25 protein-coding genes are annotated in these 25,937 nt (G+C 36.3%); 5 read left to right on the top strand and 20 right to left on the bottom strand.

All coding sequences use genetic code 11. The features are described from left to right. Positions 1 to 77: 77 nt before the first annotated feature. The 11 genes from comGG to IGI65_RS04310 form a co-directional block, all read right to left on the bottom strand. Positions 78 to 461 (bottom strand): competence type IV pilus minor pilin ComGG, encoded by a 384-nt coding sequence (gene comGG, locus IGI65_RS04360; protein ID WP_438773341.1) that lies wholly within the window; start codon positions 459 to 461, stop codon positions 78 to 80. Then, positions 439 to 858, bottom strand: coding sequence for a competence type IV pilus minor pilin ComGF (comGF, locus tag IGI65_RS04355; protein ID WP_438773340.1), 420 nt, complete (start codon positions 856 to 858; stop codon positions 439 to 441). Before comGF ends, comGG begins: the two co-directional genes overlap by 23 nt. After that, entirely contained in the window at positions 848 to 1,168 is a 321-nt protein-coding gene (locus IGI65_RS04350; RefSeq protein WP_438773339.1) for a hypothetical protein, read from the bottom strand. The genes comGF and IGI65_RS04350 overlap by 11 nt, the downstream gene beginning before the upstream one ends. Next, positions 1,140 to 1,598: a competence type IV pilus minor pilin ComGD gene (comGD, locus tag IGI65_RS04345; protein ID WP_438773338.1), complete on the bottom strand. Its 459-nt coding sequence runs from the start codon at positions 1,596 to 1,598 to the stop codon at positions 1,140 to 1,142. Before comGD ends, IGI65_RS04350 begins: the two co-directional genes overlap by 29 nt. Then, complete coding sequence (gene comGC / locus IGI65_RS04340; RefSeq protein WP_438773337.1) at positions 1,567 to 1,884, bottom strand: competence type IV pilus major pilin ComGC; 318 nt, start codon at positions 1,882 to 1,884, stop codon at positions 1,567 to 1,569. The genes comGD and comGC overlap by 32 nt, the downstream gene beginning before the upstream one ends. Before the next feature lie 15 nt (positions 1,885 to 1,899). Beyond that, positions 1,900 to 2,913 carry a competence type IV pilus assembly protein ComGB gene (comGB, locus tag IGI65_RS04335; RefSeq protein ID WP_438773336.1) on the bottom strand — a complete coding sequence of 338 codons (1,014 nt, stop codon included), beginning with the start codon at positions 2,911 to 2,913 and terminating at the stop codon, positions 1,900 to 1,902. After that, a complete protein-coding gene (comGA, locus tag IGI65_RS04330; protein WP_438773335.1) occupies positions 2,885 to 3,823 on the bottom strand; it encodes a competence type IV pilus ATPase ComGA in 939 nt (312 codons plus the stop codon). The genes comGB and comGA overlap by 29 nt, the downstream gene beginning before the upstream one ends. A 372-nt stretch (positions 3,824 to 4,195) precedes the next feature. Next, a complete protein-coding gene (trmB, locus tag IGI65_RS04325) occupies positions 4,196 to 4,855 on the bottom strand; it encodes a tRNA (guanosine(46)-N7)-methyltransferase TrmB (RefSeq protein ID WP_412256090.1) in 660 nt (219 codons plus the stop codon). Positions 4,856 to 4,933: 78 nt separating this feature from the next. Continuing rightward, positions 4,934 to 5,713: a phosphotransferase family protein gene (locus IGI65_RS04320; RefSeq protein WP_071864581.1), complete on the bottom strand. Its 780-nt coding sequence runs from the start codon at positions 5,711 to 5,713 to the stop codon at positions 4,934 to 4,936. 117 nt (positions 5,714 to 5,830) lie between these two features. Next, positions 5,831 to 7,042: an ABC transporter permease gene (locus tag IGI65_RS04315; RefSeq protein ID WP_438773334.1), complete on the bottom strand. Its 1,212-nt coding sequence runs from the start codon at positions 7,040 to 7,042 to the stop codon at positions 5,831 to 5,833. Continuing rightward, entirely contained in the window at positions 7,035 to 7,778 is a 744-nt protein-coding gene (locus tag IGI65_RS04310; RefSeq protein ID WP_071864579.1) for an ABC transporter ATP-binding protein, read from the bottom strand. Before IGI65_RS04310 ends, IGI65_RS04315 begins: the two co-directional genes overlap by 8 nt. 170 nt (positions 7,779 to 7,948) lie before the next feature. Here IGI65_RS04310 and IGI65_RS04305 point away from each other — a divergent pair, with 170 nt between their 5' ends. From IGI65_RS04305 to IGI65_RS04295, 3 genes are all read left to right on the top strand, one after another. Beyond that, a complete protein-coding gene (locus IGI65_RS04305; protein WP_071864578.1) occupies positions 7,949 to 8,374 on the top strand; it encodes an HIT family protein in 426 nt (141 codons plus the stop codon). Continuing rightward, positions 8,375 to 8,758 carry a YtxH domain-containing protein gene (locus tag IGI65_RS04300; protein WP_438773333.1) on the top strand — a complete coding sequence of 128 codons (384 nt, stop codon included), beginning with the start codon at positions 8,375 to 8,377 and terminating at the stop codon, positions 8,756 to 8,758. A gap of 122 nt (positions 8,759 to 8,880) precedes the next feature. Then, positions 8,881 to 9,897, top strand: coding sequence for a peptidylprolyl isomerase (locus tag IGI65_RS04295; RefSeq protein ID WP_071864576.1), 1,017 nt, complete (start codon positions 8,881 to 8,883; stop codon positions 9,895 to 9,897). Between the two features lie 84 nt (positions 9,898 to 9,981). On the opposite strand, the gene IGI65_RS04290 is transcribed toward IGI65_RS04295, so the two are convergent. The 5 genes from IGI65_RS04290 to IGI65_RS04270 all read right to left on the bottom strand — a co-directional run bounded on the left by IGI65_RS04290 (position 9,982) and on the right by IGI65_RS04270 (position 18,444). Continuing rightward, positions 9,982 to 12,276: a cation-translocating P-type ATPase gene (locus tag IGI65_RS04290; RefSeq protein WP_438773332.1), complete on the bottom strand. Its 2,295-nt coding sequence runs from the start codon at positions 12,274 to 12,276 to the stop codon at positions 9,982 to 9,984. A gap of 223 nt (positions 12,277 to 12,499) precedes the next feature. Then, positions 12,500 to 13,444 (bottom strand): 3'-5' exoribonuclease YhaM family protein, encoded by a 945-nt coding sequence (locus IGI65_RS04285; RefSeq protein ID WP_071864574.1) that lies wholly within the window; start codon positions 13,442 to 13,444, stop codon positions 12,500 to 12,502. A gap of 56 nt (positions 13,445 to 13,500) precedes the next feature. Beyond that, on the bottom strand, positions 13,501 to 16,113 hold the full coding sequence (locus IGI65_RS04280; protein WP_438773331.1) for an ATP-binding protein: 2,613 nt from the start codon (positions 16,111 to 16,113) through the stop codon (positions 13,501 to 13,503). Beyond that, complete coding sequence (locus IGI65_RS04275) at positions 16,113 to 17,297, bottom strand: metallophosphoesterase family protein (RefSeq protein ID WP_438773330.1); 1,185 nt, start codon at positions 17,295 to 17,297, stop codon at positions 16,113 to 16,115. Before IGI65_RS04275 ends, IGI65_RS04280 begins: the two co-directional genes overlap by 1 nt. A gap of 280 nt (positions 17,298 to 17,577) precedes the next feature. Then, positions 17,578 to 18,444 (bottom strand): ROK family protein, encoded by an 867-nt coding sequence (locus IGI65_RS04270; RefSeq protein WP_438773329.1) that lies wholly within the window; start codon positions 18,442 to 18,444, stop codon positions 17,578 to 17,580. 236 nt (positions 18,445 to 18,680) lie between these two features. On the opposite strand from IGI65_RS04270, the gene IGI65_RS04265 reads away from it, so the two are divergent. Beyond that, on the top strand, positions 18,681 to 19,736 hold the full coding sequence (locus tag IGI65_RS04265; protein WP_438773328.1) for a GntR family transcriptional regulator: 1,056 nt from the start codon (positions 18,681 to 18,683) through the stop codon (positions 19,734 to 19,736). Between the two features lie 182 nt (positions 19,737 to 19,918). Here the strand turns inward: IGI65_RS04265 and IGI65_RS04260 are convergent, their stop codons facing one another. Together IGI65_RS04260 and IGI65_RS04255 are read right to left on the bottom strand one after the other, a co-directional pair. After that, entirely contained in the window at positions 19,919 to 20,257 is a 339-nt protein-coding gene (locus tag IGI65_RS04260) for a YlbF family regulator (protein WP_071864569.1), read from the bottom strand. 50 nt (positions 20,258 to 20,307) lie between these two features. Further along, positions 20,308 to 22,461 (bottom strand): PBP1A family penicillin-binding protein, encoded by a 2,154-nt coding sequence (locus IGI65_RS04255; protein ID WP_438773327.1) that lies wholly within the window; start codon positions 22,459 to 22,461, stop codon positions 20,308 to 20,310. Positions 22,462 to 22,677: 216 nt separating this feature from the next. Between IGI65_RS04255 and IGI65_RS04250 the strand changes: the two genes are divergently transcribed. Further along, positions 22,678 to 23,532: an RluA family pseudouridine synthase gene (locus tag IGI65_RS04250; RefSeq protein ID WP_438773326.1), complete on the top strand. Its 855-nt coding sequence runs from the start codon at positions 22,678 to 22,680 to the stop codon at positions 23,530 to 23,532. 313 nt (positions 23,533 to 23,845) lie between these two features. On the opposite strand, the gene IGI65_RS04245 is transcribed toward IGI65_RS04250, so the two are convergent. Together IGI65_RS04245 and IGI65_RS04240 are read right to left on the bottom strand one after the other, a co-directional pair. Then, positions 23,846 to 24,835, bottom strand: coding sequence for a M23 family metallopeptidase (locus tag IGI65_RS04245; RefSeq protein WP_071864566.1), 990 nt, complete (start codon positions 24,833 to 24,835; stop codon positions 23,846 to 23,848). Positions 24,836 to 25,104: 269 nt separating this feature from the next. Continuing rightward, positions 25,105 to 25,824 carry a pseudouridine synthase gene (locus IGI65_RS04240; RefSeq protein ID WP_438773325.1) on the bottom strand — a complete coding sequence of 240 codons (720 nt, stop codon included), beginning with the start codon at positions 25,822 to 25,824 and terminating at the stop codon, positions 25,105 to 25,107. Positions 25,825 to 25,937: the final 113 nt, after the last annotated feature.

Genomic DNA, 25,937 nt, shown 5'->3' with positions numbered 1-25,937 from the left:
CATACACCTTTTTTGATAAGGATACCAAAAAGCTGAGAAACACAAATGATAAGGTTTTCTCAGCAACTGTTATATTCTTAATAAGAAACAGATTTTTTGTTATCTTTAAATCGTTGGGATAACTTAGTTAATTCTGTTTCACTGACGGTAAAATGAAAATTTTGTTTCTCTAGTTCAATCAATAATTTTAAGTTTTTTTGTTCTTTTTCAAATTGACAAGACCCGCTAGAGAACTCCACTGTTCCTTTTTGTTGTTTTTCATCTGACAATGTGAAGTAGTAAACTAAAAATAACTCTCTCATTGTTTTAGCCCGATATAAGCGCTCTGTTTTAATCGCAGCAGTCGCAGTTATGAAATGATGCGTTAAGACACTGTAACTTAGTAAGCTAATTAGGGCAACTAAGAGTAATGTTGATAATAAAATACCGGCCTTATGCTCAGTTTTCCACCCATTTCCCATAACAAACATCTCCTGATTGAAAAAAGACTTGTAAAGTAACGGTTTTGGTCATCAAGTTTTTAGAAAAGCGGAGATGATAAACATCCATTAAAAGTGGCTGATGTCCTTCTTTATCTACTCTTTTACGAATCATATTATCTCCTTTTTCAATTGAAATTGTCTTATCTTCAGTAGTTTTGCACTTTAAAACTGCTGGAGTGCAAGAAAGTAACGTTGTATCTTGCAGTTCATTTTCTAATTGGAGCATAAAAGTCGCAAACTCCTGCTCTTGTCTTTTGGTAACAATTTCTTTTAAATGTATCGTCCGTAAAAAAAGACCGCTAATTAACAACAAACACAAATTAAAAATGAAGAGCGCCACTAAACATTCTAAAAGTGTAAACCCATTAATTTTCAAGTTTAACCTCCATGAGATGATTATCTCTTTGACAATAAAAATAGTAGGTTCGTGGATTATAATGAATAACGTAATCTTGCTTTTCATAACTTACAGTATGGAAATTTACCCCGTCATGTCGCAAGATGATCCGTGCTTCTTCATACATAATCCGGCTTTGCAATAACTGTGCTTTGGCGTTTTCACTTCTGATTAATAGTTGTTGTTGCTGGTGAATTAAAATTAAAGCACAGCCGGTTAAAATGCTCAACGACACCAAAGCCTCTAACAAAATAAAACCTTTAGGTAATTGTTTTGACAAAGCGACCACTTCCTAATTGAAATTGATACGTAATTTTTGTCTTTTCCCATTGAAAAATGACAGATTCCATCCCCGAATAATTACCACTATCCGCCTTTATCACAATAGTTTGTGGCATCTTGCAACTTAACTCCTCTGGTAGCGGTAAATCAGGATAGCTTTCTTGTTCTAAAATTTCATACTGCAATACTCTTTTTTCTTGATCAAATCTCAATGTTGTCTCAATTTGTTGGGTAATTGCGGTTTGTTGTAACAACAAAAAATTTTGTTCAAATTGTGCTAAAAATAATTCGACTTTAGTTTTTGCGATTAATGGCTGTAACGTTAATGTTGGTATAAAAAGAAAAATAGAAATCACAAACAAAGTTATTAAAGATTCTACAATGGTAAAACCAGCATTTTTACGATTACTCGGTTGAATTTTGATTATATTTTTCATAGATTGCCCATTGTTCACTTGTAACATATTCTGGTACCATACTTTCTTCATTGGCTACACCACTGGGATTATTTAATTTGAATAGTTCAATTTGTGTTTCGACAGTCTTCACAACCGCAGTCTCGCCACCTTTTTCAGCTTCATCTTTTTGTTTTGAGAGATTAGGTACAAACAGCAATAACAAAATACTAATAATAAATAATACGACTAGCATTTCGATAATCGTGAACGCAGAATAGTTCTTTTTTTCCTTTATTTTTTTTATTTTATTGATATTAAACCACACGAGCTTACTCCCCTTTCAGTTATTCAGCTGTATATTTTCATACAACGGCAAAAATAAGGCGCCATAAACACTAATAATCAAAATCGCAATAACGACAAAAACTACTGGCTGAATCAGACTAATGCCTCTTTCCACTTTGTCATTCAATTTTTGACTACATAATTTACTGTATAAAATCAACTCCGTTCCCATTTTTCCTGTTGCTTGGCCTTGAAATACAATCAGACTAAATTCTGGTGGCAAAAACGGATAGGTTTGCAACTTTTTGCTAAGCGGTTCTCCTTGTTGCAATGCACCATCCAGTTCACAAGCAAGCTGGCACAATAAAGAATTCGGAGCAGTCTTTTGCATTACCTGAATAATTTGGTTGATTTCTAGTCCCTGACAAAATAGTTTGCCCCACTCTAGTGCAAAATAACTACCGATGAATAAGCGATAAAAATGATTAACTAATGGTAAATGACTAAAAAATGTAGCTTGTTTCAAAGCAGATATTTTATTGAAATAGCATTTTAACAAAATAGACGTTCCTAAAATTCCAATCACAAAAATAAGGAATACATAAGGACTATAGCGTAGGAATAAAAGCCCCCAATGGTTTTTAGGCAACATATCTGAAGCTAATAACTGCGGCAGCAAAAAGTGATGCAAACTGCCCATGACACCACTTACAAAAAGCAGTAGTAACAAGGGATAACTTAAAACTTGCTGCAAAGCTCTTTTTTGTTTAGTGACTAACTCCAGTTGTTCAGCAATTTGACGCAATGTTTCTGCTAATAAACCTTGCTCTGCAGCTAATTGAACTTGTGCAATCTCAGCGGCTGTAAAATCAATTGTCACAAAAACTTCACTTAGCGTTGTCCCTGCAGCCAATGCTTTACGAAATGCCGCCAGTTTCAGCTCATCAAATTCATGACTACGTTGGAGCACTTCAATTGCTTGTAATAAGGTAAAGCCACTTAATAATAAATCTGCCAATGTTTTCACTAAACGTTGTTTATCATTGCTCTTGTTGAAAAATTTCTTCATGAATTCGCCCTTCTTCAACTAATTGCCTCAAATTTTGCTGCCAATTGGATAAAGGAACTTCTTTTTCAAATTGATAAGCGAGTAATCCGGCTGTCTTTTGATTAATATCGGTCAATAAGCGCTGGTAGATAATTCCCCCTAGACAATAGTCCAATTCATTTTCACTGGGCAATAAATCACGTAGGCGACTTTTCGTTTGGACTAAATTGGCCGCATGGACGGTAGCAAAAACTTTGTGACCGGTTAATGCTGCACGAATTGCGGCTTTTGCAGTTAAGGAATCTCTGATTTCACCAATAATAAGGCAGTCCGGTCGATGACGTAGCGCCAGTTGAATCAAAGTATCATAGGTTTGACCAATTACAGTATTGGTTTGTAGCTGTAAAAAAGTATCCTCTTCAATTTCAACCGGATCTTCAATTGTAATCACTTGTCCTACGCTATGTTTTGCCAAGCGATACATTAACGTGGTTTTACCAGAACCAGTCGGACCACTAAATAAATACAAACGCCGTCTATTTGTCATCTGACGGATAATTTCCAACTGTTCTGGAAAATAAAAATGAGCTGATTTGGCTAGAGGTTGTAAAAAACGCAAAACTAAACTTTCTTTACCTTCATAATTGCCCACAATCGAAAGACGCAAGCGCTGTTTGCCAACCGCAGTTTCATAAGTGATTGCCCCAAGTTGTACCTTCCGCTTTTCTCCGACATCCATTTGGCCTAAGTATTTAAACCGCGCAATTAATTTTTCCGCATGCTCTTTTTTGAGACTGTCAAAAACAATCCGCTTATTTCCTTGTCTAAATTGAAGCTGCCATTGGTCTTTTTGCGGGGTAATGTATAAGTCCTCCATCTGATGTGTCATACCATATCTGATCAATTTTTCTGACAAACAAGTAACATCCATTCTCCTTCCTCCTCACAATGAGATACGCTAAATTTATAATTTTCGTTTTAAGCCATAAATTTTTTTAACAAGAAAAGCTAAAGGTAGCGGGTAACTTCAAAGCAATAAGTTAAAATAAACTTATCTATTATCAAAACGTTATAATCTCTTTAACTAAAAAAATGAGGTTGTGACAAGATTCTTGTCACAACCTCATTTTCCGAATAAACGGTATGGCAGAAGCAGCTTCTTCGGAAATAAGACGAAATTCCCCAAAATTTAAAAAACAATTTTCGGAAATTCCGTCTTATTTCTTGAAACTGGTCGCTTTTGTCACAACCTCATCTGAGTTTATTGAAATTTTCTTCAAAACAAATTAGAAAACTTCAGCTGTTATGATACTTTTTTTGTTTTATCAGCAAACTGAGCTTCTACACGGTAAATTGGTTGACCTTTTCCACTGAACTTTTCTTCATATTCTGTCATCACATTACCAGAAAAATCACTATGATGTAAATCTAACCAAACTTGTTTTAACGTCATCCCATATTGAGAAAAACTAGCTAAAGAATATTCAAATAAGCCTTGGTTATCTGTTTTAAAATGAATTTCACCTTTTGGCTTCAAGATTGCTTCATCTACCGCTAAAAAGTCTGGAGAAGTTAAGCGTCGTTTAATATGGCGTTTTTTGGGCCATGGGTCAGAAAAGTTCAAATAGATTTGATCGACTTCACTTTCAGCAAAGTACTCTGTCAATGCCGAGCCATCAACATGTAACAGTTTCAAATTATCCACTTCTGCCGCTAAAGCTTTATCTAGCGCATGAGAAACTACACTGACTTGCATATCGATTCCGATATAGTTAATCGTTGGATTTTGTTTTGCCATTCCACTAATAAACCGGCCTTTTCCCATTCCGATTTCAATTTGAATCGGTTGGTTATTGCCAAAAACTTCATGCCAACGCCCTTTATGAGCAGTTGGTTCAGCAATTACAATTTCTGGATGTGCCGCTAACATTTCTTCGGCACCGTTTCTTTTTCTTACCCGCATAATTTCTTCCTTTCTTCTTCCTAAAAATATAACCGTAAAAAAAGAGCAAAGTCTAAAGCTTTTGCAAAAGACATCGCCCTACTCACTAAAAATTCGTTTTAACTGAATGATCACTTCATTCATCGTTTCAAAATCGCCACGAACATAATATTTTTTTACTTCTTGTAGTAGTGACATTAACGCATACCAGTAAACTTTTTCCAAGTTGGTTCCATTTGGCATCATGCCATAACTCATTAACCACCGACTCCAAGAAGACTTGGGTAGATAATGCCCCAAAAAAGTACCAATATCTACAGCTGGATCACTAAAACAAATAGAATCCCAATCAACTAAATATAAATAATTGCGACAAACTAGCCAGTTACGGTGATTGACATCGCCATGAACAACTACCGCATCGGCTGCGGTAAATTCTGGTATATTATGTTTTAAATAATGCAAGACTAACTGCAAAAAACGATTTTCACCAATTGGGTTAGCGAGCGCACTTTCGTATTGTTCCAACATCATTTTAGGCGTTAAAAGTTCACCGCCAATTTTTTGTAACATCCGCTTTAACGACTGCGAGTGATGCAACTGATATAAAACATCCACCACATCGTTTCTTTTCCCAATCTCTTCTGCCGTTAAAATCGTACCTTCTAGCCATTCTTGTGCAGAAAACGTATCCCCGTTTCCTGTCCTTTTGGTCCAAATTAGACGAGGAGTAATTCCTTCTTTTGAAAGAGCAGCAAGCATTGGCGTCGTATTCCGTTTCACAAAAACTTTATCATTTTCCCGCGAACCGATATAGGCTTTTCCGGTATCGCCTTTAATAGGACTTAAATTCCATTCTTGGCCTAACTGAATATCCATCTGCTCTTCCTCCTTCAAAACAAAAGTACCACCATTCTAGCGGTCTTAGGCCATAACGTCAAGCGCATATACGTTCCCCCGCTCCCTTTTTTAAGAGCTTTTTTATTTTAATTTGCGTTAGGACGCCATCTTCTTTAATCGACTTGGCACATACCATTTGGTAAAGAAAAATACCATGAGAAAATACGCAATGGTTACTAAGAAACGATCTGTCCAATTAGATAAGGCAATGTTTGCTGTAAGAGCAAAGATAAAAGCGGCAACTGCTAATAAAATAAATAGCAAAAATTGCAGTGCTTTTGCTTTTTGTAAGCTTGCAACTGGATAAAGTTGTGTCAAAATCATATAACGAAATTGGTTGTATAAAGGAATTAGCTGAAAGCCAATCATATAAATAAATAAAATCCCTAGTCCCAAACTAAAGTAAAGATCATGAACAAAATATAACAGTAAGCTACCAATAACCACTAAGCGGAGAAAAAGTCCACTGTACTCTGAACCTCTAACAAAACGTCTAGCATATAAATAAAGATAAGTATTGCGTTGGATTGGTTTAATCTGCCGCAAGATACCATCTAAATAAGCTCGCCGTTTGACAGTAGCTGTGATTTCTGGCACGTCCGTAAAAAGATTAATAAACTGATAAATGCGATGCAAGCGACTCTTTTCTAAGTGGATCATTTTTTCCCAGTCCAAGTTATCTTCACGTTTGGTTACAAACTGTTGTGCACCAATGGCTGTCACCAGCGCTAAAAGTACTCCGATAAAAGCATTCAAGAAAATACTTACCCCTAGACAAATTGCAGCAGCAATAAACCAGACTACTTCCACCTGTCTTAAAAATTGCCAGGAGACTTGATAAATTTTTAATGTCGCTAATTTTAATTGGGCAAACTTCAAAGACCATAGACTGATTAATAAAAGAAAAAAAGCCGAAAAATCAAGTGAACTTGTTGCCACCAGTAATGGCATCAAAAAACCTAAAATTAATAATTCGATAAAAAAAGGCAGTAGTAAAGAATAATAAAATGCACCTTTAAAATAAGCTTTTAACGCGCTTTCTTTCGGAAGTAAAAAAACAATATCAGCCTCTTGGGTGAGGGTGGCAAAATTACCAAGCGGTAAAATTGCCAACAAAACAAAAAGTACCACAATTGATGCCGGCCAAAAATGACTCGGTAATGTTTTGATAAATTCAGAGTAGTAAAGTCCGACTCCACCTAGTAAAAAGACACAAATTAAAACAAAATGATCATTAAATACATAACGTAAATATTTTTGAATATGGCGTTGGTGATTGCCTAGTCGTTTTTTAAATAGCTCACGCATTTTCAGTCACCTGCGCTTTAGTTAAGTGCAAATAGATTTCATCCAAATCGGCCCCTTGTAAACCAAAAGTTTCTTGCAAGTGAGCTAAACTACCTTGAGCAATGATTTTTCCTTCATGTAAAACGATAAAACGATCGCAATACTTTTCGGCTGTCGCTAAAATATGCGTAGACATCAATATCGCAGCACCATTATTTTTCATTTGTTCCATTAATTCTAGTAGCGCATTAATGGCTAATGGATCTAAGCCTAAAAAAGGCTCGTCAATAATATAAAGACTTGGTTCAATTAAAAAGGCACACAACACCATAACCTTTTGCTTCATCCCTTTAGAGAATTTAGCTGGAAACCAATCCAACTTATTTTCTAAGCGAAATGTTTTTAAGAGCGGCTCTGCTCGCTTCAATGCCTCTTCTTGCTTAATATCATACGCCATGGCTGTTATTTCAATATGCTCTTTTAAAGTCAATTCTTCATACAAAGATGGCGTTTCTGGAATATAGCCAATTTGTTTGCGATAATTTTCCGGATCTTTTTTTAAGGTTAAATCATTTAAAGTGATACTCCCTTTTTGCGGTTGTAATAAACCGATAATTTCTTTAATGGTTGTACTTTTCCCTGCACCATTTAAACCAATTAATCCAACTAATTCACCAGGTGCAATAGTGAAATTCAAATCTTTTAAAACCGGAAACTGGCCATAGCCACCGGTTAAGTCTTTGACTATTAAACTCATTTTATAAGCTCCTTTAGCTTGGTAGTAACATTTCATTGCTAACAAGCCCCATTATACCAAAAAACAGTCTTTCGCTGAAAAAAACTAGCTGATTGTGGTAAAGTAAGGATAATAAAACTTGGCAAAAATGCAACATTAATAGTCGCAGCCAACTAGAGAGGATGAATTTCATGGAAAATTGTATTTTTTGTAAAATTGCAGCTGGTGATGTTCCTAGCTATAAAGTATACGAAGATGAAGTCGTCTACGCTTTTTTAGACCTTTCGCAAGTTACAAAAGGACATACACTGATTATCCCGAAAAAACATGTTACGGATATTTTTGAATATGACGAAGAATTAGCTAGCGCCGTTTTTGCCCGCATTCCTAAAATTGCCCGGGCACTAGAAGCAGCATTTCCTGATATGGAAGGTTTAAATATTTTAAACAACAATAAAGAATTAGCGTACCAATCTGTCTTCCATTCCCATATTCATTTGATTCCACGTTATGAAAAAACAGATGATTTTTCCGTTCATTTTGGTGATCATGAAGGTTTGCACAACCCAGATGAAATGCAAGCTATCGCCGATGCGATTGCAAAGCAGGTGAACTAAATGATAAAAAGCTTTCTAAAAGGATTAGTGGTAGGTTCTATCGCCGGTGGTGTAGGAACGTTATTAACCGTGCCAAGAAGCGGGAATGAAACTCGTGAAAAACTAACCAAAGAATTGGAAGTGGCCACTAAAACCACGCAAGATTTAAATGCTAGTTTAAATAATTTTAAAAAAGCACTTTTAACGACCCAACAAACAGCACAAGAAATTATTCCTGCTTTTACTGCTGGTCTAGAACAAGATATCACGGATTTTAAATTTCAGGCAGAACCGCGCATCACCCAAATTAAAGATCAAGTCACAACCCTTACAAATCATGCGAATGCATTGGCTGCAATTGATCCTACAACAGATAATACGGCAGCAAACTCTAAGGAAAAATAAAGAAAAGCGACCATTGTGTGAATTTTGTTTGAAACTTAACACCAGTGATTTTTTTTAAAAACAGAATGTGCTATAGTAATATTTGTGAAAATTAAATTGAAAATACAGGAGTGCTCGACTAAATGAAGAAAAAAATGTTATTAGCCGCTATCAGCGCCATGGCTGTTTTATCCCTTGCTGCATGTGGCACTAAAGATCAAGACATCGCCACTATGAAAGGGGCAAAAATCACGGTTTCAGATTTCTACGATCAAGCAAAATATGAGTCTACTAACCAACAAACAATCCGTAACATGATTATTTTAAAAGTTTTCGGTGACAAATACGGTGATAAAGTAGACCAAAAAGAAATCGACAAACAATACAATGAACAAGCAAAAATTTACGGTGATAGCTTTGAACAACAATTGGAACAATCTGGCTTCACTAAAAAAACCTTCAAAGAATATTTAACACAACAAGCTGCCCTTGAAAAAGGAATCAAATCTCACGTTAAAGTAACCGATAAAGATTTGAAAACTGCTTGGGATTCATTCCATCCAGAAGTAGATGCCCACATCATTGCAGCTGCCAGTGAAGATGAAGCGAAAAAATTAAAAGAAGAAGTAAGTAAAAAAGATGCTGACTTTGAAAAAATTGCTAAGAAGAGTTCAACTGACTCTGCCACTAAAGAAAAAGGTGGTAAAGTTTCATTTGATTCAGAAACAGCAAGTGTCCCAGCTGATGTAAAAACAGCTGCCTTTAAACTTAAAGATGGTGAAATTTCTGACGTAATTCCTGTTACTGACCAATCTACAATGATGACAAGCTACTATGTTGTACGGATGGACAAAAACAAAGCTAAAGGTAACGACATGGAACCTTACAAAAAACAATTAAAAGAAATTGCGATTAACACCAAAGCATCTGACTCTACTTTCTCTGCTAAAGTAATCGGGCAAGAATTAAAAGATGCTAACGTGAAAGTTAAAGATCAAGCATTACAAAATATCTTAAGCGACTTTATTGAAGCTGCTGAAACAAAAGATTCTACAAAAGAAACTTCAAGCTCAACCAAAGAATCTGAAAATTCATCAACAACTGCTTCTGAAACAAAGAGTTCTGAAACAGCAGAAAGTTCAACTGCTGAATCAAATTAATAACAGTATCCAATTGTTTGACTCTTTTAAGTTCAAGATTAAAAAACCTCGTAGCCTAAGGCTACGAGGTTTTTTTTGATTTTACTAACTTTTTTTCTTTTTCAACAACGTCACGATACTATATAAAACACCATTAACTAACATGCCAATTGCAAATAATGGTAACGTCGTAGCCGTCAACCAGCCAATTTCTAAAATGTGAGAAAAGAGCATTGCCGCCACATAAATCCCACCAATTGTCGTGATAATTAAAAAGAGACGTAAAAAATTAAGTGGTAAACAGGCTTTAATAACTGCCAAGCAACTAATCCCAATTAATAAATAATACATTAAAGTAGTTGCCTCTAATTGTGACAAATTCAACTGACTAGCTAAAACGGTAACAGCTAAGACATTGAGTACCACAAGTAAAGCGTTTGGTAAGGCAGCTTTTAGCGCGGTGGGTAAAAATTTACCGGTAACTTTTTGTTTATTACTTTCAAAAGATAAAAAGAAAGAAGGATAGCCTTCAATTGCCAAATCAATCAATGTGATTTGAATCGGTATAAAAGGAAATGCTTGCACACTTAGTAAACAAATAATGGATAACAAGAAAGAATAAATCGTTTTAATGAAAAATATTCCGGAAACTTTAGTGACATTATTTACTACTCGGCGACCTTCAAATAAAACCGCGGGAAGTGTAGTAAAATCAGAATCCAGTAAGACTAAATTGGAAATTTGACGTGTAGCCGCATCTCCATCTGCCATGGCAATACTGACATCTGCTGCCCGCAAAGCTAAAACATCATTGACGCCATCACCAGTCATCGCCACAGTAGAACCCGCTTGTTTTAATGCTTGGACTAATAATTTCTTTTGATGAGGTGCTACGCGACCAAAAACTGTATACTGCAATGCTGCAGCTTTCACGTCCTCATCTGTTTGACACGTGGTTAAATCAATATATTTATCATAATTCGGCAAGCCAGCACGTTTGGCGATATTTGACACCGTGACCGGATTATCACCGGAAATGACTTTTAATGCGACACCTTCTTGATCCAAGTAGGCCAATGTTTCTTGGGCATTATTTCGAATGATGTCTTCAAGTTCAATAACAGCAATTGCCTTACGCTTAAGTATATTAGTTTCTGAGGTTTCAGCTACCGCAATCACCAATACGCGTAAGCCATTTTCTTGGGCGTTAAAAACCACTGGAGGAATATTATCGTCTGCCAAGACGCGCTCTGGTGCACCTAAATATACTGTTCCAATTGTTTCTAAATTCATTTTGCTCCATTTACGCTCTGAAGAAAATGGTGTGATGTCACTGGCACTATAATTTGTAGTTTCAGGAAAATAATCCCGTAAGGCCTGCATGGTTACATTACTATCGGTACTATTTTTTAAATAACTGCCAATAATTGCCGGCAGTTGCTCTTTATAATTCTCATCCACATTATGAAGTTTATAGACCCGCATATTTCCTTCAGTAATCGTTCCAGTCTTATCTAAACAAAGGGTATCGACATGTGCTAATGTTTCAATTGCATACATGTCTTGCACCAAAATTCTTTTTTTGGCTAATTTGGTTACCCCAGTTGTCAGCGCGATACTAATTAATAAAACAAGTCCTTTGGGTAACATGCCTAAAACCGCTGCTGCTGAAACCACTACCGCTTCTTTTACACCACTAGAACGTAAAACAAACGCTTCTAAAAATAATAAAATACCAAAAGGAATAATGACAAAACTCGTGAATTTAGACACTTGTCGAATCGCTCTAATCAATTCCGAATTCAACGGTTTATGGGTTTTTGCTTCATTGGTTAATTTTACGGCATAATTGTCTTTTCCCACATGGATCACTCGAGCGAAAACTTCGCCACTAACTAAAAAGCTCCCCGATAACAATGCTGCTCCTGCTTGTTTACCAATTAAATCTGACTCTCCTGTCAGCATCGCTTCATTGACCTCAGCAAAGCCCGAAATTACCTCCATATCAGAAGGAACTTGTTCACCTGCAGCTAGTTTGACTAAATCATCCATTACTAATTCCGTAGAGTCTAACGCCAATTCAATCCCATCGCGTATAACACGAACTTGCTTTTTATTTACAATGGAAAGTTTCTGTACCAGATTGCGGGCATGAATTTCTTGATAGATTCCAATTGTAATATTGACGAAAATAATCAGCAAATAAAACATATTGCTATAAGCGCCAACTAAAAACAAACAAATACCAATTAATAGATTTAAAAAATTGAATAACGTAAACAAATTATCATAAAAAATTGCTCCTGTTGATTTGGTGGCACTTTCTGTAAAATTATTTTGTAAGCCTCGTTCTTTTCGTAACTCTACTTCAGCTAAACTTAAGCCGGTTTTATTTTCCACAACACTAAATCTCCTTTACCAATCCTCTATCAAAAAAGATAACATAGTAATTTTTGATTTACTGAAATTACCAGAAAATTTTCTATTCCCTTATAAAAAGTTTAAGAAAGCTAACGTTATTTTCTACAGAACATGACTATATAAAAATATAAAAAGCTTGTTTTAAACAGCATCTTTTTTAAAAGACACCATCAAAACAAGCTTTTTCATTGCTCCAAGTACATTAAACATCTTTTGGAAGATAAAAACTGCGATTATCCATTCCGAAGATCCGATCAGAATAATTTCCCGGTTGCGTTTGGCGTAAAGAAGTCAACATCATCTGCATGGAAGCATCCAAATTATCAATTTGATGTAAAATTTCCGCTTCCATAATTCGCGGGCGCACAGGAGAGCCATACTCCAACAGGCCATGATGAGCTAACACCATATGACGTAAAACGACAATATCTTCTTCATTTTCATCAAATTTCAATGCAATACATGCTTTAGTGATTTCCTCGTCTACTAAAACCAAATGACCCACTAGATTTCCGACTAATGTATATTCAGTTGACATAGGACCAGATAATTCAATTACTTTACCTAAATCATGTAAAATAACCCCCGCATATAATAAAGACGGATTTAATTCAGGGTATTCTTTTACAATTGCTTTAGCTAAACGTAACATGGAAACCGTGTGATAAGCCAACCCGCCAGCAAAAGCGTGGTGGTTGCGCTTAGCTGCTGGAAAATCAAAAAATTCTTTTTGATATTTATTTAATAAAAAGCGCACAATGCGATTCCAATGGGGATTAATGATTTCAAATAATGTTTGATTGATTTCTTCTTCCATCTCTTCTTTTTTCAAAGGCGCTCTTTCCATATACTGCGTTGGTTCACTTGGCTCATCTGGGCGCGCTAGACGCATGTGTATAATTTTAACTTGTGGATTGCCATTATATAATTCTCGTTTACCTTGTAATGCAACGACTTTTCCCGCTTCAAATTTATTAATTTCTTCTTCAGAAGCATCCCAAAATTTACCATCAATAGTACCTGTTGTGTCTTGGAAAGTAAAAGCGATGAATTTTTTGCCATTTTTGGCTAAACGAACATCAGCATTTTTGATTAATAGAAAAGCTTGAAATTCTTCATCCACTGCTAAATCTCTTAATTTTTTCATAGCGATCTCCTTTACTGCTTTTTTCTAGTTGGCTAGCATTAAAAATTGGTACAAATTTATTTTATAACCACAACTTTTTGTTGTAACTTCTCATAATAGCTTACCATTTCTACGTCAGAAGACAAACAAATCACTTGATACTGTTGCGCAAATTCTTTTAACAGTACAGCTAATTGCTCTTTGCGGCTACTATCATAATGTAACCAACCATCATCAATAATTAACGGACATAAGATTCTTGCTTGTAGTGCCAAATAACCAAAACGGATTGCCATAATGACCTGATCTTTCGTGCCGGTTGAAAGTTCATAAATCTTCCAAGCTTTATTTTCTGTTTTAACAGTTAGTTCTTCTGCTACAAAATCTAGCGCTTTATAATTTCCGCCAGTTAAAATTGCTAAATAGTGACTACTTTTTTGCAGTAATTGCGGCAGTTGTTTATCCGAAAGCTCTGTGGCTAAATCCCCAAGTAACGTAGCGGTTAATTTATTTTTGCTCCATTGTAAAGCCAAGTCATAGACTTTACTATTGGCTTGAGCTAGTCGTTGGCGTAATTCATCTAGCGTACCATCTCGTTGCATCTGCTCAATTTTTAACTGCGTTTTTTGGAGGCTACGATTTAACTGACGATCTAGTCGCTGAATTTCTTGGACTTTCTCTTTTGCGTTAGATAATTCTACTGCTAATTGACTTGCCGTTATTTTTTTAGGGAAAAGTTTGGTTAAGCGTTTGGCTAGTTCTTGTTTACGGGCTAAATCACCAGCCTTTTGATGCATTTGCGCAATCCACAGTGGAATCTCGGTAGGTTGCGTAATTCCAACACTTTGCAGTAATGTCTGATTTTCGGCTAACAATTTATCTAGCTGTTCTTGTAATTGTTGATTTTGACGAATAAGTAAGGCTGCAGTCGGCTGTTCTTGTTGCAGTTTTACTTCTTGCATTTCATCGGCAAAGTTTTGTAAGAGCCGTAAACGCTGCACAATATCTCGCCCTTCTTGTGGTAGCCACTTTTCTAAAAAGTTAAACCGTTGTAAAAGCGCACCGTATGCTTGATCCAATTGCGCTAATTTTTGATCAGCTAGCATCAATGCATTATTTTTTTCGACATAATCTTCTGCGGCCTTATCTAGTTGAACTAATGCAACAGCTAAATCTTGCGGGTTTGTCAGATTGGGTAGTTCTTGTTGCAATTTAGACCATATTACTTCTTGCTCTTTACTTTTTTTAGCTACTAGAGTTTGGAGATTATTTTTTTGCAACTCGGGTTCTTTTAAATTAGCCTCTTTTACAGTCTCAGATTTATTTTGGATCAGACTGTAAAAACCAAAAGCGACTGCCAAAAAACTTACAAACCACAATATAACCCGCAGATTCCCTATCAAAAAGCCACCAATAAATAAAAGGAGCGCTAGCCCAAAACTAAACAGCGTACTAAGACCAAACCTTGGCTCTTGTTGTTTTTGTCGTCGGGGAATTGCGATCAGTTCTTCTTGTTTACTTTGCCATTTGGCTTCTTGTTTTGCCTCTGTGATTTCTGTTGTGAGTTGTTGGTAATGTTGGGCCAATTTTTTGGTCGTCTGAACTTTTTTTTGTGCATCTTCTTCCACACGAAAATGATACGTATCTTCTAAAAGTGTAACCTCTTCAATTAAACGTTGTTGTTCTTCCAGTTGTTTTTGAAAATCATCTGTCAAACGCACCGCTGCTACTTGTTCTTGTAACAAACCTTTAATTTGCGCTTCGTGTTCCAAATAAAAACGATAGCGATCGGTTAGTCCTTGGGTTTCATTTAAGGCAATAAGTTCTTGTTTGCCCTGAGCTAAGCGGGTATTTAGTTGATTATATTGATTGTAAAATTCTTGTAGTTTTTCTGGTTCTGCTCCCAAATCATCGCGGGGATATTTTTTTTGGAGTGCTTGCCATTCTTCGTATTGCGAAAAGCTACGTTCTTGTTCTTTTAAAGTAAGGTACTCTTGCTGCGCTTTTTGCAGTTGTGCTGTCAGTTGCTGTTGTTGTTGCTCATCTTGTTGTTTTCTGGCCATTAATTCCGTCATCGCAGCTTCTTTTGCTTCTTGTTGATAAACTTGTTGCGCAATTTGTTCTTGTTCTTTTAACGCTTTATTTAACGCTTGTCGTTGTCCTCTTACTTTAAATAGTCTTTGTTCATTATCAACATACTCTTGTTGCTTGCCTAATAATTTTTTACTTCCTGTGATTCCTAATGAGATTAGAGCATCATGGAGTGGTTTTTCTTGCAAACGATCCAACTGCGACAGCTGTTCTTGTTGAAAGGTGAAAACCTCTTCAAATAATTCGCGATTTAAAGGTGCAATCAATTGCGTTAATAGCTGTTCACCACCGGTCTGTTGTCCAAAGTAGACTTTAGCTTTCCCGCGATTGACTTGTTTAAAACGTTCAATCGTTACTTCTCCATGTTGGGGTAAGACAATAACTAAACGTCCACCATAGCTAGTTCCATCTAAAGGCTCAAAATCACGTTTTCGTCCTCTTTTGATGGGAAAGCCAAATAGCATTGCTAAAATAAAGTGGTAAAGGGTCGATTTTCCCGCTTCGTTTTTGCCATAAAACAATTGGTTGCCGTCAGTAAAATTAAATTGCTGTTGGCGATACTTACCAAAACCCGTAATTTCAGCTCTTAAAATTCGCATTAGCTTTGCCCCCATTCAAATTGCTGATTTAACTCCTCAGCTACTTGTGCCAATACTTCTTGACGAAAGGTAGGATCTGCTAATAATCTTGTTGTATTTTTATTGGCCGCCAATTCTGCTAGCACCTCATTAAAAATTTCCTCATGGCTAAATTCTTGTAATAACTGCGTTTTTAAAGCCTCACTAGCAGGCAATGAAATTTTCTCCTTTACTTCTTCAAGTTTTAAAGTATGCACAAAGACCAAGTCAGGCCACTGCTGATTCAACAGATCTTGTAGCTGTCCATTTGTTATCATGGCAGTAAAATTTTGTAAATGGGCTGTATTGGCTAAAGTAATTTCGTACAACATTGCGGTATTTTCTGTCAGAGGCGTAAGTTGCTTTGTTAAATAGCTTACTACCGCCGCGTTATTTTCACAGTCGGCTAAAGAAATCGTCTTTTTTTGCCAACGTAAAGCTGCAACAGGGATTCTTGTAACAGTTAGCTCATTTTTTGCTAGCTCCACCAACAATACATTTCCTAAATCTCGTTCTTTTTTCGTATGACCTTGAGGGGTACCGGGATAAATTATTTCATCACTCAACTTTGTCGGTTGATGAATATGCCCTAACGCCCAATAATCATAATTTTTACTTTTTAATTCGTTTAAACTAAAAGGTGCAAAGTTGGCATCATTTATATCCCCATGATAAAGACCTAGATGATAGTCAACTTCTAAATTACGCGCGGGAAAATGTTTAACCATTTCTGCTTTTAAATATTGATGACGGTAACTAAAGCCTGAAATAGCATATTTTTCCTCATTTTTGGTGGTGGCGACAATATTTTTGACTGTTTCTGTTTCAAATAAAACGACATTTTCAGGAAAAGAAAACCAGTAACGACTCTCTTCATAATAGTCATGATTGCCAAAAATTAAATAAACTGGAATTTCAGCGTGGGCTAATTGTTGAAATTGAGTCATTAAAAGCTGTTGATTTTTCAAAGAAGGGTTCATTTGGTGAAACGTATCGCCCGCAAAAATGACAAAATCTACCTGTTGCGCTATCGCTGTGGTAACAATATTTTTTAATGTTTTTTCATTGGCTTGATTTAATTTTTTTAAAAAATCCACCGGTATTTCTTCGGACAATCCTTCAAAGGTCCGATCAAAATGTAAATCGGCGACGTGGATAAAGCGCATGGTCACGCCCTCCTTATTTCTATAATTTCAAAACAGTAGTGAACTGCTATTGCGTAGATTAAAAAATGGAATCTACCTTTAAAACAAACTTTTTTAATCCTGATAAAGTTGCTAGATTCCTTTATATCATAACATTTCTTACTTATCTCGTCACCTTAAATACGAAAATTTGTTCGCCTTTTAATTGAGCCAGCTCCTAAAAAAAAGCAATCAAAAAGCCAAACAATTCTCCGCAGCAACTAATATGCTAATTAGAAAGAAAATTGTTTGACTTGGTGTTTTATTTTGCTTTCACAGCATCTTCAGCCAATAACAAACAGCCGATGATACCACTTTCGTTTGGTAAGCCCCAACGAACAATATATTCACTGACAGGCGGTGTTTCCACGTAACCTGCAACTTGTTCTACAAAACTTTGGCGGATTTTCATTAATAGATGATCTTGATTCATTACACCTCCCCCTAAAATAATCCGTTCTGGAGCTAATGTTAGGACATACGCCATTAATGCTTGGGCAATATAATAAGCTTGAATTTCCCAAATCGGATGGTCTTCAGGTAAGTCTTGACCTTTAATGCCAGTGCGACCTTCAAGACTAGGCCCTGCGGCTAACCCTTCTAAGCAGTCTTTATGATACGGACAAGTCCCTTCATAATCGTCATCTGGATGACGTTTTACATGAATATGCCCCATTTCAGGATGATTGATGCCAGAGAAAATTTTACCATCTATGACCACACCACCACCAATACCCGTTCCAACCGTTAAATAGATACAGCTCTTTTTCCCTTGTGCTGCGCCTTTTTTCAACTCGCCAAAAGCTGCCGCATTGACATCTGTCGTCCACACAAAAGGAATATCATACTTTTCTTTCATTTGTCCTAAGAAATCAAATTCAGACCAACCTGGTTTGGGCGTCGCCAGAATATAGCCGTAATTGTCTTTGCTTTCGTCAATTCCAATCGGTCCAAATGAACCAATCCCCATTGCACTAATCTCGTATTGATCAAAAAATTCAAATGTTTTTTGCAAAGTTTCCTCAGGTGTTGTCGTTGGTACACTTGTTTTGGCTACAATATTTTGTTTTTCATCACTGACAGCACAAATAAATTTTGTCCCACCAGCTTCAATACCACCGTAATACATATCGTTCCTCCTTAATAATGAACGCTACTTACTTTCTGTATTTTCTAAAGCGTTTTAGCAGCGTATACTATAACTATCGTTAAATTTGATATATCAATTTATATTTTGATTATACTTGGATAGTTCAATTATGTCTACGCTTTCAGAATATTTTTTTATTATCCTGCTTCAAAAAAAATATGCTATTATGGCAATAGAATATATCAAAAATTCAAAGTTATTAGGAGGTGCCTAAAATGACGCAGCCTTTATATCAAAAAATAAAAAAAGATTTAAAAGCAAAAATTCTAGCCGGAATGATGCCGCCTGGAAGTAAATTACCCACTGAAAAAGCCCTCTCCGCTGATTATCACGTCAGCCGGATTACCGCCAAACGAGCGCTGACAGATTTAGAACAAGAGGGATTCATTACCCGCATTCAAGGAAGTGGTAGCTTTGTAAACGAATTAAATCAAAAACAACCCCAGCGTATTTTACTAGTTTTACCTTTAGAAGAAAGTACTGAACTATCAGTTGCTCCTTTAAGTGAAGGCGTCATGGCGGTTTTTCAAGCCGAAAAAATTGATGTTTTTTTGACAAATTATGATTTTTTAACTGAACGTAGTGCCACTGCTATCATGGCCGAATTTGATGGCCTTTTGTACTATCCACGAGATGAAGAAGCCCATCTGGATTTATTACTTTCTTTAGCTGCCCAAAATTTTGCTACGATTATTTTAGACAAAAAAGTTCACGATTTACCTTTTCCAGCAGTCACAGCTGATAATGAACGCGGCGGCTATTTAGCGACTAATTATTTAATTCAGTTAGGTCATAAAAAAATTGGTTATTATTTTGGTAGCAAACACCACCCGCAATCTACCCGCCAGCGCTACTTTGGCTATTTGCGTGCTTTAGCAGAAGTAAATATTCCCTTTCACAGTCACTTAGAAGATACTTATTTGAACGCTTCTGATTTAAGCCATTATCTGTTACAAAATGAAGTCACTGCCCTTGTCTGTGAGAATGATCTTTTTGCTTTAGGTGCGATTCAACAGTTACGTCAGCAAAATTGGCAAATTCCAGCGAACCTAGCTGTAGTCGGCTTTGATGATACCCAAGCGGCTCGTTTTTTTGATCCGGCGCTAACGACTATTTTGCAAGATTTTAAAATGATTGGAACCACTGCGGCCCAATTGTTGTTAAAATGGTTACAAACCGGAATAAAACCTGTCGATAAGCAAATTTCTGTTAAATTGATTAAACGTTCTTCTACAAAACCACTAAAAAAAGGCATAGCTTATGAAAATTGATTGGCGTAAAAACAAAAAAGAACTATATTTTTCCTGTAAACCAACATTACTGACTATCCCGTCACAGTCAACTTAAAAAATTTTTTCTCTGGTCTAGAAGGTAAAGAAATTGCTGCTTTAACACCATTTATTTGCAAAAAAAGAGGTATGACAAAATATTTTGTCACACCTCTTCTTCGTTTTTAGTTATATAATTCGTGAACAGGGCCCATGATAATGCGGTTTAAATCATTAACAACTGCACTAAACGCTTGTTCTTTTTGCATTAATTCGTTAATTAAATCTTCTTTTTGCACCCGTTCAGCTAATTCTTGGGCTTTTTTTGCATCTTCTTCTGAAATTTCTTCGCCTGACATCATTTTTTCATGCAGACCTTGTTGTAATTGTTGAAATTCTTGGAATAAAGCATGGGCTTCTTGGTTTTCTTTTAAGCGCTCAAAAGATGCTTTTAAATCACCAAATTGTTGTGATTCTCTAATTTCACGTTCTAATTGATTTGCTGTGTCATAAATGTTCGCCATATCTTGTAACCTCACTTTTATTTGATATGATTTATTGTAACATAAAAACTTTAGTTACCATTTAATCTGCCCCAAATATCTTGAAAGACTCGTTTTGCGCCTTCTTTGACTTTACCACCAATTTCGCTTAGACCATCTTTGGCTTTTTCAGCAAAATCATCCATCGTTTTATTCCAATCCGTTTCACTATTTTGATCGCGGTTAACTTCATCTGCGGCGACTACTTTACCGTTAGTTTGATAGGCATCTGCTACGGCAAAGCCAGATTCTTTTACATAAGGTAAAATATTAGCAGCTTCGGCTTGGAAAATTTTTCCGACTACATCCCCACTAGTTCCTGATAGATAATGCTCTTTACTACTTTTTTCAAAACCTAACCACGTAGCAATTACCACGTTTGGTGTGTATCCTACAATCCATTGGTCATTGGCTTTACTGGAATCAAAGTTTGTTTCAGTAGTACCAGTTTTTCCAGCCATCGTATAACCTGGATTGGCTTGTGCTGCTGTCCCGTTTGAAAATGTTCCTAACAGCATACTGGTCATTTGATTAGCAGTTTCTTCTGAGATAATTCGTTTTCCTTTTGGTTTGGTATTATCGACAATCACCGTTCCTTTTGAATCGACAATTTTAGTAATTACATGGGGCGTATACAATTGGCCACCATTGGCAAAAACGCCATAAGCTGCGGCCATCGTCATTGGTGATTCGCCTTTTTCTAAACCACCTAGTGCTACCCCACCCCAATATTTATCTTTTTCAGTTAAAGAAAGACCAAATTCTTGGGCTTTTTTATAGCCTTTGTCAATGCCAATTTCATGTAGTAACCAGACTGCCGGTGCATTTAAACTCCAAGCGACAGATTGATACATAGGAACTTCGCCAGAATACGTGCCATCGTAGTTTTTCACATCATAAAAGCTCATTTTTTCATCTTTTAAAATACTATCTGGCTTATAACCTGCTTCAAGAGCTGGCGTATAGACACTAATTGGTTTAATCGTTGAACCTGGTGAACGTTTCATTTGTGTTGCAAAACTAAAACCTCGGAAAGTATGCTCACCGCGGCGACCGACTAACGCGCGAATTCCGCCGGTATTAGGATCCATAGAAACTGAACCTGATTGTGGCATTGCGCCGTCAGCTGCATTACTAGGGAAATTATTATTGTTGTCATAAACATTTTGCATCTGAATTTGTTGTTGCTGATCTAAAGTTGTATATACTTTGTAGCCTTTGGTTAAAATGTCAGAGTCGTCAATATCGTATTTTTGCTCTGCTTCATCTAATACCGCATCAATAAAATACGGGTATTTATTGCCAGTATCTTCATTATCATAAGCATCGTAAAGCGAATCGGCGATATTGGTCTGTTCCACTTGTTTTTCCTGCTCTTTGGTAATTTTACCGTTATCCACCATAACACTTAAAACGACATTACGCCGTTCATTGGCTAAATCAGGATGGTCAATCGGATTATAAATACTTGGTCCTTTTAACATCCCCGCCAAAGTAGCTGCTTCACTTAACTCTACTTCACTTGCGTTCACACCAAAATATTTCTTCGAGGCATCTTGTACCCCCCAAACGCCATTACCAAAATAAGCATTATTTAAATACATCGTCAAAATTTGATCTTTGGTGTATTTTTTTTCAATTTCAATCGCTAAAAACAGTTCTTTGGCCTTACGACTAAACGTTTGGTCTAAAGTAAGATAGGCATTTTTGGCCAACTGTTGGGTAATGGTACTCCCACCACCACCAGAAGTATTGCGATTAATTACCGCTCTTACCGCTGCACGGGCAATCCCTTTAATATCAAACCCATGGTGATTATAAAAATTGCGGTCTTCTGTTGAAACGACAGCATTGACGATATTAGGAGAAATCTTATCCATCTCCACATACGTCCCCTTGCCTGAATTCAATTTACCAGCTGTATCGCCGTCTTTATCATAAATGACCGTGGTGTTCTTCAAGTCTGATTGCAAGCGATCCACATCGACTTGTTTGGATAAATAAAATAAATAACTGCTAGTAACCAGTACGACAATCAAGCCTAATAAAATGATAATTTTATTGACGTGATATTTTTTCCAAACTCGTTTGCGCCATTGATGAAATTGCTGTAAATAAGGCTTTAACCATTGCCAAAAAGTGCGCAAAGCCTCTTTTATTTTTGTCCAAATTTCTTTTATATCCATAACAATCTCCACTCATTTAATTTGTGTCAGTTTAACAGGAAAATTACAAACTAACCTGCGTCTTTAGACTGAAAATAGCATATTAAACTAAATCTAGCACATTTTAGCAAAGAAAATGCAGTAATTCGTTACATTTTTCTTAAATATCTTTTAAAATAAAGCTGTATTTAAGAAATATAATAAAAGTTAGCATGTAAAAAAGAATTGAGGGTTACTATGGAATACACAATCACACTCCCTAACGCTCAAAAAGAAATGACTATTCGTGAACTACTTGAAAAAGAGTGGTTAGTTCCTCGTAAAGTACGTCATTTTTTGCGCGTTCGTAAAAATGTCCGTAAAAACGGTGAGCACGTCATGTTTCATGAGCTTTGTCACGCTGGCGATCGTATTACACTTAAGATTGAACCAGAAGATTATACGTATCAAGAAGTTGCTTTGGGAAAGGCAAAAAAAGTGGATGTTTTATACGAAGATGAACATCTGCTGGTTGCAAATAAAGCTGCCGGAATTAAAACACACCCTAATCAGCCGACAGAAAAAGATACGCTACTAAATGACGTGGCTGCTTATCTTGCCCCAAAAGGACAACGCCCTTATGTGGTGCACCGTTTAGATAAAGAAACCAGTGGTGCTATTTTATTTGCTAAAAATCCATTGGTCTTACCAATTTTAGGTCGCCTCTTAGAACAAAAACATATTTACCGTCAGTATCAAGCAATCGTTAGTGGCAATTTGGCCCATGCGACTACAATTAACAAAAAAATTGGGCGCGATCGTCACGATCGGCGCAAACGAATTATCGATGAAAAAAATGGTCAGACAGCTATTACTCACGTCACCATTTTCAAAAGTGGGAAACACAGTCAAATCTATTGCCAACTTGAAACAGGTCGCACGCATCAAATCAGAGTCCATTTAAAAAGCATCGGCCATCCTATTATCGGAGATCCTCTATATGGTAAAGAAAATGCGCCACGTTTAATGCTTCATGCGCAAAAAATGCATCTCGAACATCCCTTTACTAAAGAAAAATTAGTCATTACCGCATCTCCAGGCTTATGGACATAAGAAAAGCGAAATGAACTCGTTCAGCTCTCAAGCAATAAGATAGAATTTTAATAAATTGTTTTTCAAATTTCTTAAAATTTTAGCTTATTGTCGCTGAGAGCTAGTTCATTTTGCTAGACATCTAGAAAAGCTGAAGGCAGCGCTTAACTCTTTAGCATTAAGGCGGAATAATATGAAATTGCTCCTCAAATTTCTTCAAATTACAACTAAAAAAGCACGAAAGTTTCGCATCGTTTTCCCAATAACTGCTTTTTGGGAAAATGATTGCCATAACTTTCGTACTTTTAATTTTTATGCTAATTCTATAACTTTATTACGCACCAATCAAAGGAGCAGGATCAACAAAGCCTTCCCACAGACCAGTTGCTACACCAAAGTGCAGATGAACACCAGTTGAATTCCCTGTGGTTCCCATGCCACCAATGCGTTGGCCGACACTAACGCTGGCACCGTTACTGACTTCAATAGTTGTTAAGTGGAAATAATAAGTATAGTAACCATTGTCATGTTTGACGATAACATGATTACCACAACTTGCATCAAATCCCGCTTCCACTACCACGCCATCTCGTGCTGCCATTACTGTTTGACCCGTAGAACCAGTTAAGTCAATACCGTCATGATGTTCTGTTCCACCACCAAGAGGCATTTGGCGCCAACCAAAAGGACTACTAATGTTTAAACTACCTTCTAACGGTGCGGCAAAACCAGTTTGAGCTACTTTAGCAGCTTTTTCTTCTTCTGCTTTCACTTTTGCTGTTAAAGTGACAATCGTCGCCTTTTTTTCCGCAACATTTTTTTCTGCCGTAGCTTGTGTTTGTTGCAACTTTGCGATTTTATCTGTTAGCTCTTGGTTCATTTGTTCCACTTGGGTAATTTTACCTTGTAAAGTGGCAACTTCGATACGTTGATTACTTTGTTTTTCTTTTAGCTTTGTAACTTGCGCTTTAATTTGCTCTTTTCCTTGGAGACCTTGGAATAAGTCAAGGGAAGTACCTAAAAATGATGCTTCTACTTCTTCTTGTTGCGCTTGTTTTTCAGTTAATTCTGCTTTAATTGTAGCCAATGTCGCGATTTCTTCATCCAACTCTTCACTATAAGTTGCTTTTGTTGTTTCATTATTTTCAATTTCAGCATGTAACTGTTGAATTTGTGATTTATAATCGTTAATTTTAGCCTCAGTTTGTGTTACATCAGTTTTTACAGTTGCTAATTTATCAGTATTTTCTGAGGCAAAAGCTGTGGCTGAAAAGAATAAACTTCCGAGAAGTGAAATTGTTAAAATTGTTTTTTTGAGTTTCAATTAATGACCCCTTTTCGTTTTTTTGACTTGCTTAATTTAGCACGTTTTTTCATGAAAAGGATGACAACAAACTTACAGTTTATTTTCAGCAACTACTGTCTTTTGTAATGAAAACACTTTTATTTACAACTAGATTGCAACATTTCACTTAGATTACATAAATACTAACTTTTTCATAAAAAGATTAGAAATTACTATAGAATTTTCTTTTTTGACAATAAAAAAAGTGCTGTATTTGCCGACAGCACTTCCATTTAGTAGTTTATTTTTTAACTTTTACTTAAGGCAATAATTTCTTTTTCTGTCAGCGGACGATAAGTGCCCAGTTTTAAAGCAGGATCTAACCAAACTGCCCCAATACGATCACGTCTTAAATAAGTTACCTTTTTACCAACAGCTTGCACCATCCGCTTGACTTGGTGAAATTTCCCTTCAGAAATCACTAAAGAAATTTCCGAAGTTTTGTTTACTTCATCTACTTTTAAAATTTGCAATTTCCCTGGTAATGCCTTCTCCCCCTGATCCAATGTTAATCCTTTTGCAAAAGCGATCACATCTTCTTTGGTCATTACACCAGCAACTTCAGCAAAATATTCTTTTTCAACATGCTTTTTAGGGGATAAAAGTTCATGAGCTAACTCACCATCGTTACTTAACAACACAAAACCTTCCGTATCCTTATCTAACCGCCCAACTGGAAAAAGATCTGGTCTAAAATCAGCCGGTTGCAATAAATCAATCACTGTTTTTTGTTGTTTATCTGTTGTGGCAGAAATCACACCCGCTGGCTTATTTAGCATATAGTAAAAATATTTTTGATATAAAATTTTCACTCCTTGGTACAAAATCGTATCTTCATCAGGGTTCACCTGAAACTTGTCTTGTTTGATTATGGCACCATTAACCTGTACCAAACCTTTTTTAATATACCCTTTTACTTCTTTACGGCTACCAATCTGCATATCGGCTAAATACTTATCTAAACGCATCAGTTCCTCCACTTATCTTTTTAAGTCTTATTTTTACTTCATTTACTTCAATCGACTTTCCCCAAAAAAGCAGCATAGCTTTAAAGAGGGAGCCTCCTTAAAAATAGCATCTT

The organism is Enterococcus sp. DIV0755b (assembly GCF_051713765.1).
Taxonomy (GTDB): domain Bacteria; phylum Bacillota; class Bacilli; order Lactobacillales; family Enterococcaceae; genus Enterococcus_C; species Enterococcus_C canintestini.
The sequence above is the reverse complement of the archived record's forward strand: the minus strand, read 5'-3'. Positions and strand labels throughout refer to the sequence as shown.

Bases quoted from the DNA above. Each gene is read 5' to 3' on its own strand.
- IGI65_RS04275 (WP_438773330.1), bottom strand. From the start codon at position 17,297: ATGCGCTTTATCCACGTCGCCGATTTACATTTTGATCGGACCTTTGAA.
- IGI65_RS04285 (WP_071864574.1), bottom strand. From the start codon at position 13,444: ATGAAAAAATTAAGAGATTTAGCAGTGGATGAAGAATTTCAAGCTTTT.
- comGB (WP_438773336.1), bottom strand. From the start codon at position 2,913: ATGAAGAAATTTTTCAACAAGAGCAATGATAAACAACGTTTAGTGAAA.
- IGI65_RS04240 (WP_438773325.1), bottom strand. From the start codon at position 25,824: ATGCGTTTAGATAAGTATTTAGCCGATATGCAGATTGGTAGCCGTAAA.
- IGI65_RS04250 (WP_438773326.1), top strand. From the start codon at position 22,678: ATGGAATACACAATCACACTCCCTAACGCTCAAAAAGAAATGACTATT.
- comGD (WP_438773338.1), bottom strand. From the start codon at position 1,598: ATGAAAAATATAATCAAAATTCAACCGAGTAATCGTAAAAATGCTGGT.
- IGI65_RS04270 (WP_438773329.1), bottom strand. From the start codon at position 18,444: ATGTATTACGGTGGTATTGAAGCTGGTGGGACAAAATTTATTTGTGCT.
- IGI65_RS04315 (WP_438773334.1), bottom strand. From the start codon at position 7,042: ATGCGTGAGCTATTTAAAAAACGACTAGGCAATCACCAACGCCATATT.
- IGI65_RS04305 (WP_071864578.1), top strand. From the start codon at position 7,949: ATGGAAAATTGTATTTTTTGTAAAATTGCAGCTGGTGATGTTCCTAGC.
- IGI65_RS04310 (WP_071864579.1), bottom strand. From the start codon at position 7,778: ATGAGTTTAATAGTCAAAGACTTAACCGGTGGCTATGGCCAGTTTCCG.
- IGI65_RS04320 (WP_071864581.1), bottom strand. From the start codon at position 5,713: ATGGATATTCAGTTAGGCCAAGAATGGAATTTAAGTCCTATTAAAGGC.
- IGI65_RS04260 (WP_071864569.1), bottom strand. From the start codon at position 20,257: ATGGCGAACATTTATGACACAGCAAATCAATTAGAACGTGAAATTAGA.
- IGI65_RS04265 (WP_438773328.1), top strand. From the start codon at position 18,681: ATGACGCAGCCTTTATATCAAAAAATAAAAAAAGATTTAAAAGCAAAA.
- IGI65_RS04300 (WP_438773333.1), top strand. From the start codon at position 8,375: ATGATAAAAAGCTTTCTAAAAGGATTAGTGGTAGGTTCTATCGCCGGT.
- comGA (WP_438773335.1), bottom strand. From the start codon at position 3,823: ATGGATGTTACTTGTTTGTCAGAAAAATTGATCAGATATGGTATGACA.
- trmB (WP_412256090.1), bottom strand. From the start codon at position 4,855: ATGCGGGTAAGAAAAAGAAACGGTGCCGAAGAAATGTTAGCGGCACAT.
- comGG (WP_438773341.1), bottom strand. From the start codon at position 461: ATGGGAAATGGGTGGAAAACTGAGCATAAGGCCGGTATTTTATTATCA.
- IGI65_RS04295 (WP_071864576.1), top strand. From the start codon at position 8,881: ATGAAGAAAAAAATGTTATTAGCCGCTATCAGCGCCATGGCTGTTTTA.
- IGI65_RS04255 (WP_438773327.1), bottom strand. From the start codon at position 22,461: ATGGATATAAAAGAAATTTGGACAAAAATAAAAGAGGCTTTGCGCACT.
- IGI65_RS04280 (WP_438773331.1), bottom strand. From the start codon at position 16,113: ATGCGAATTTTAAGAGCTGAAATTACGGGTTTTGGTAAGTATCGCCAA.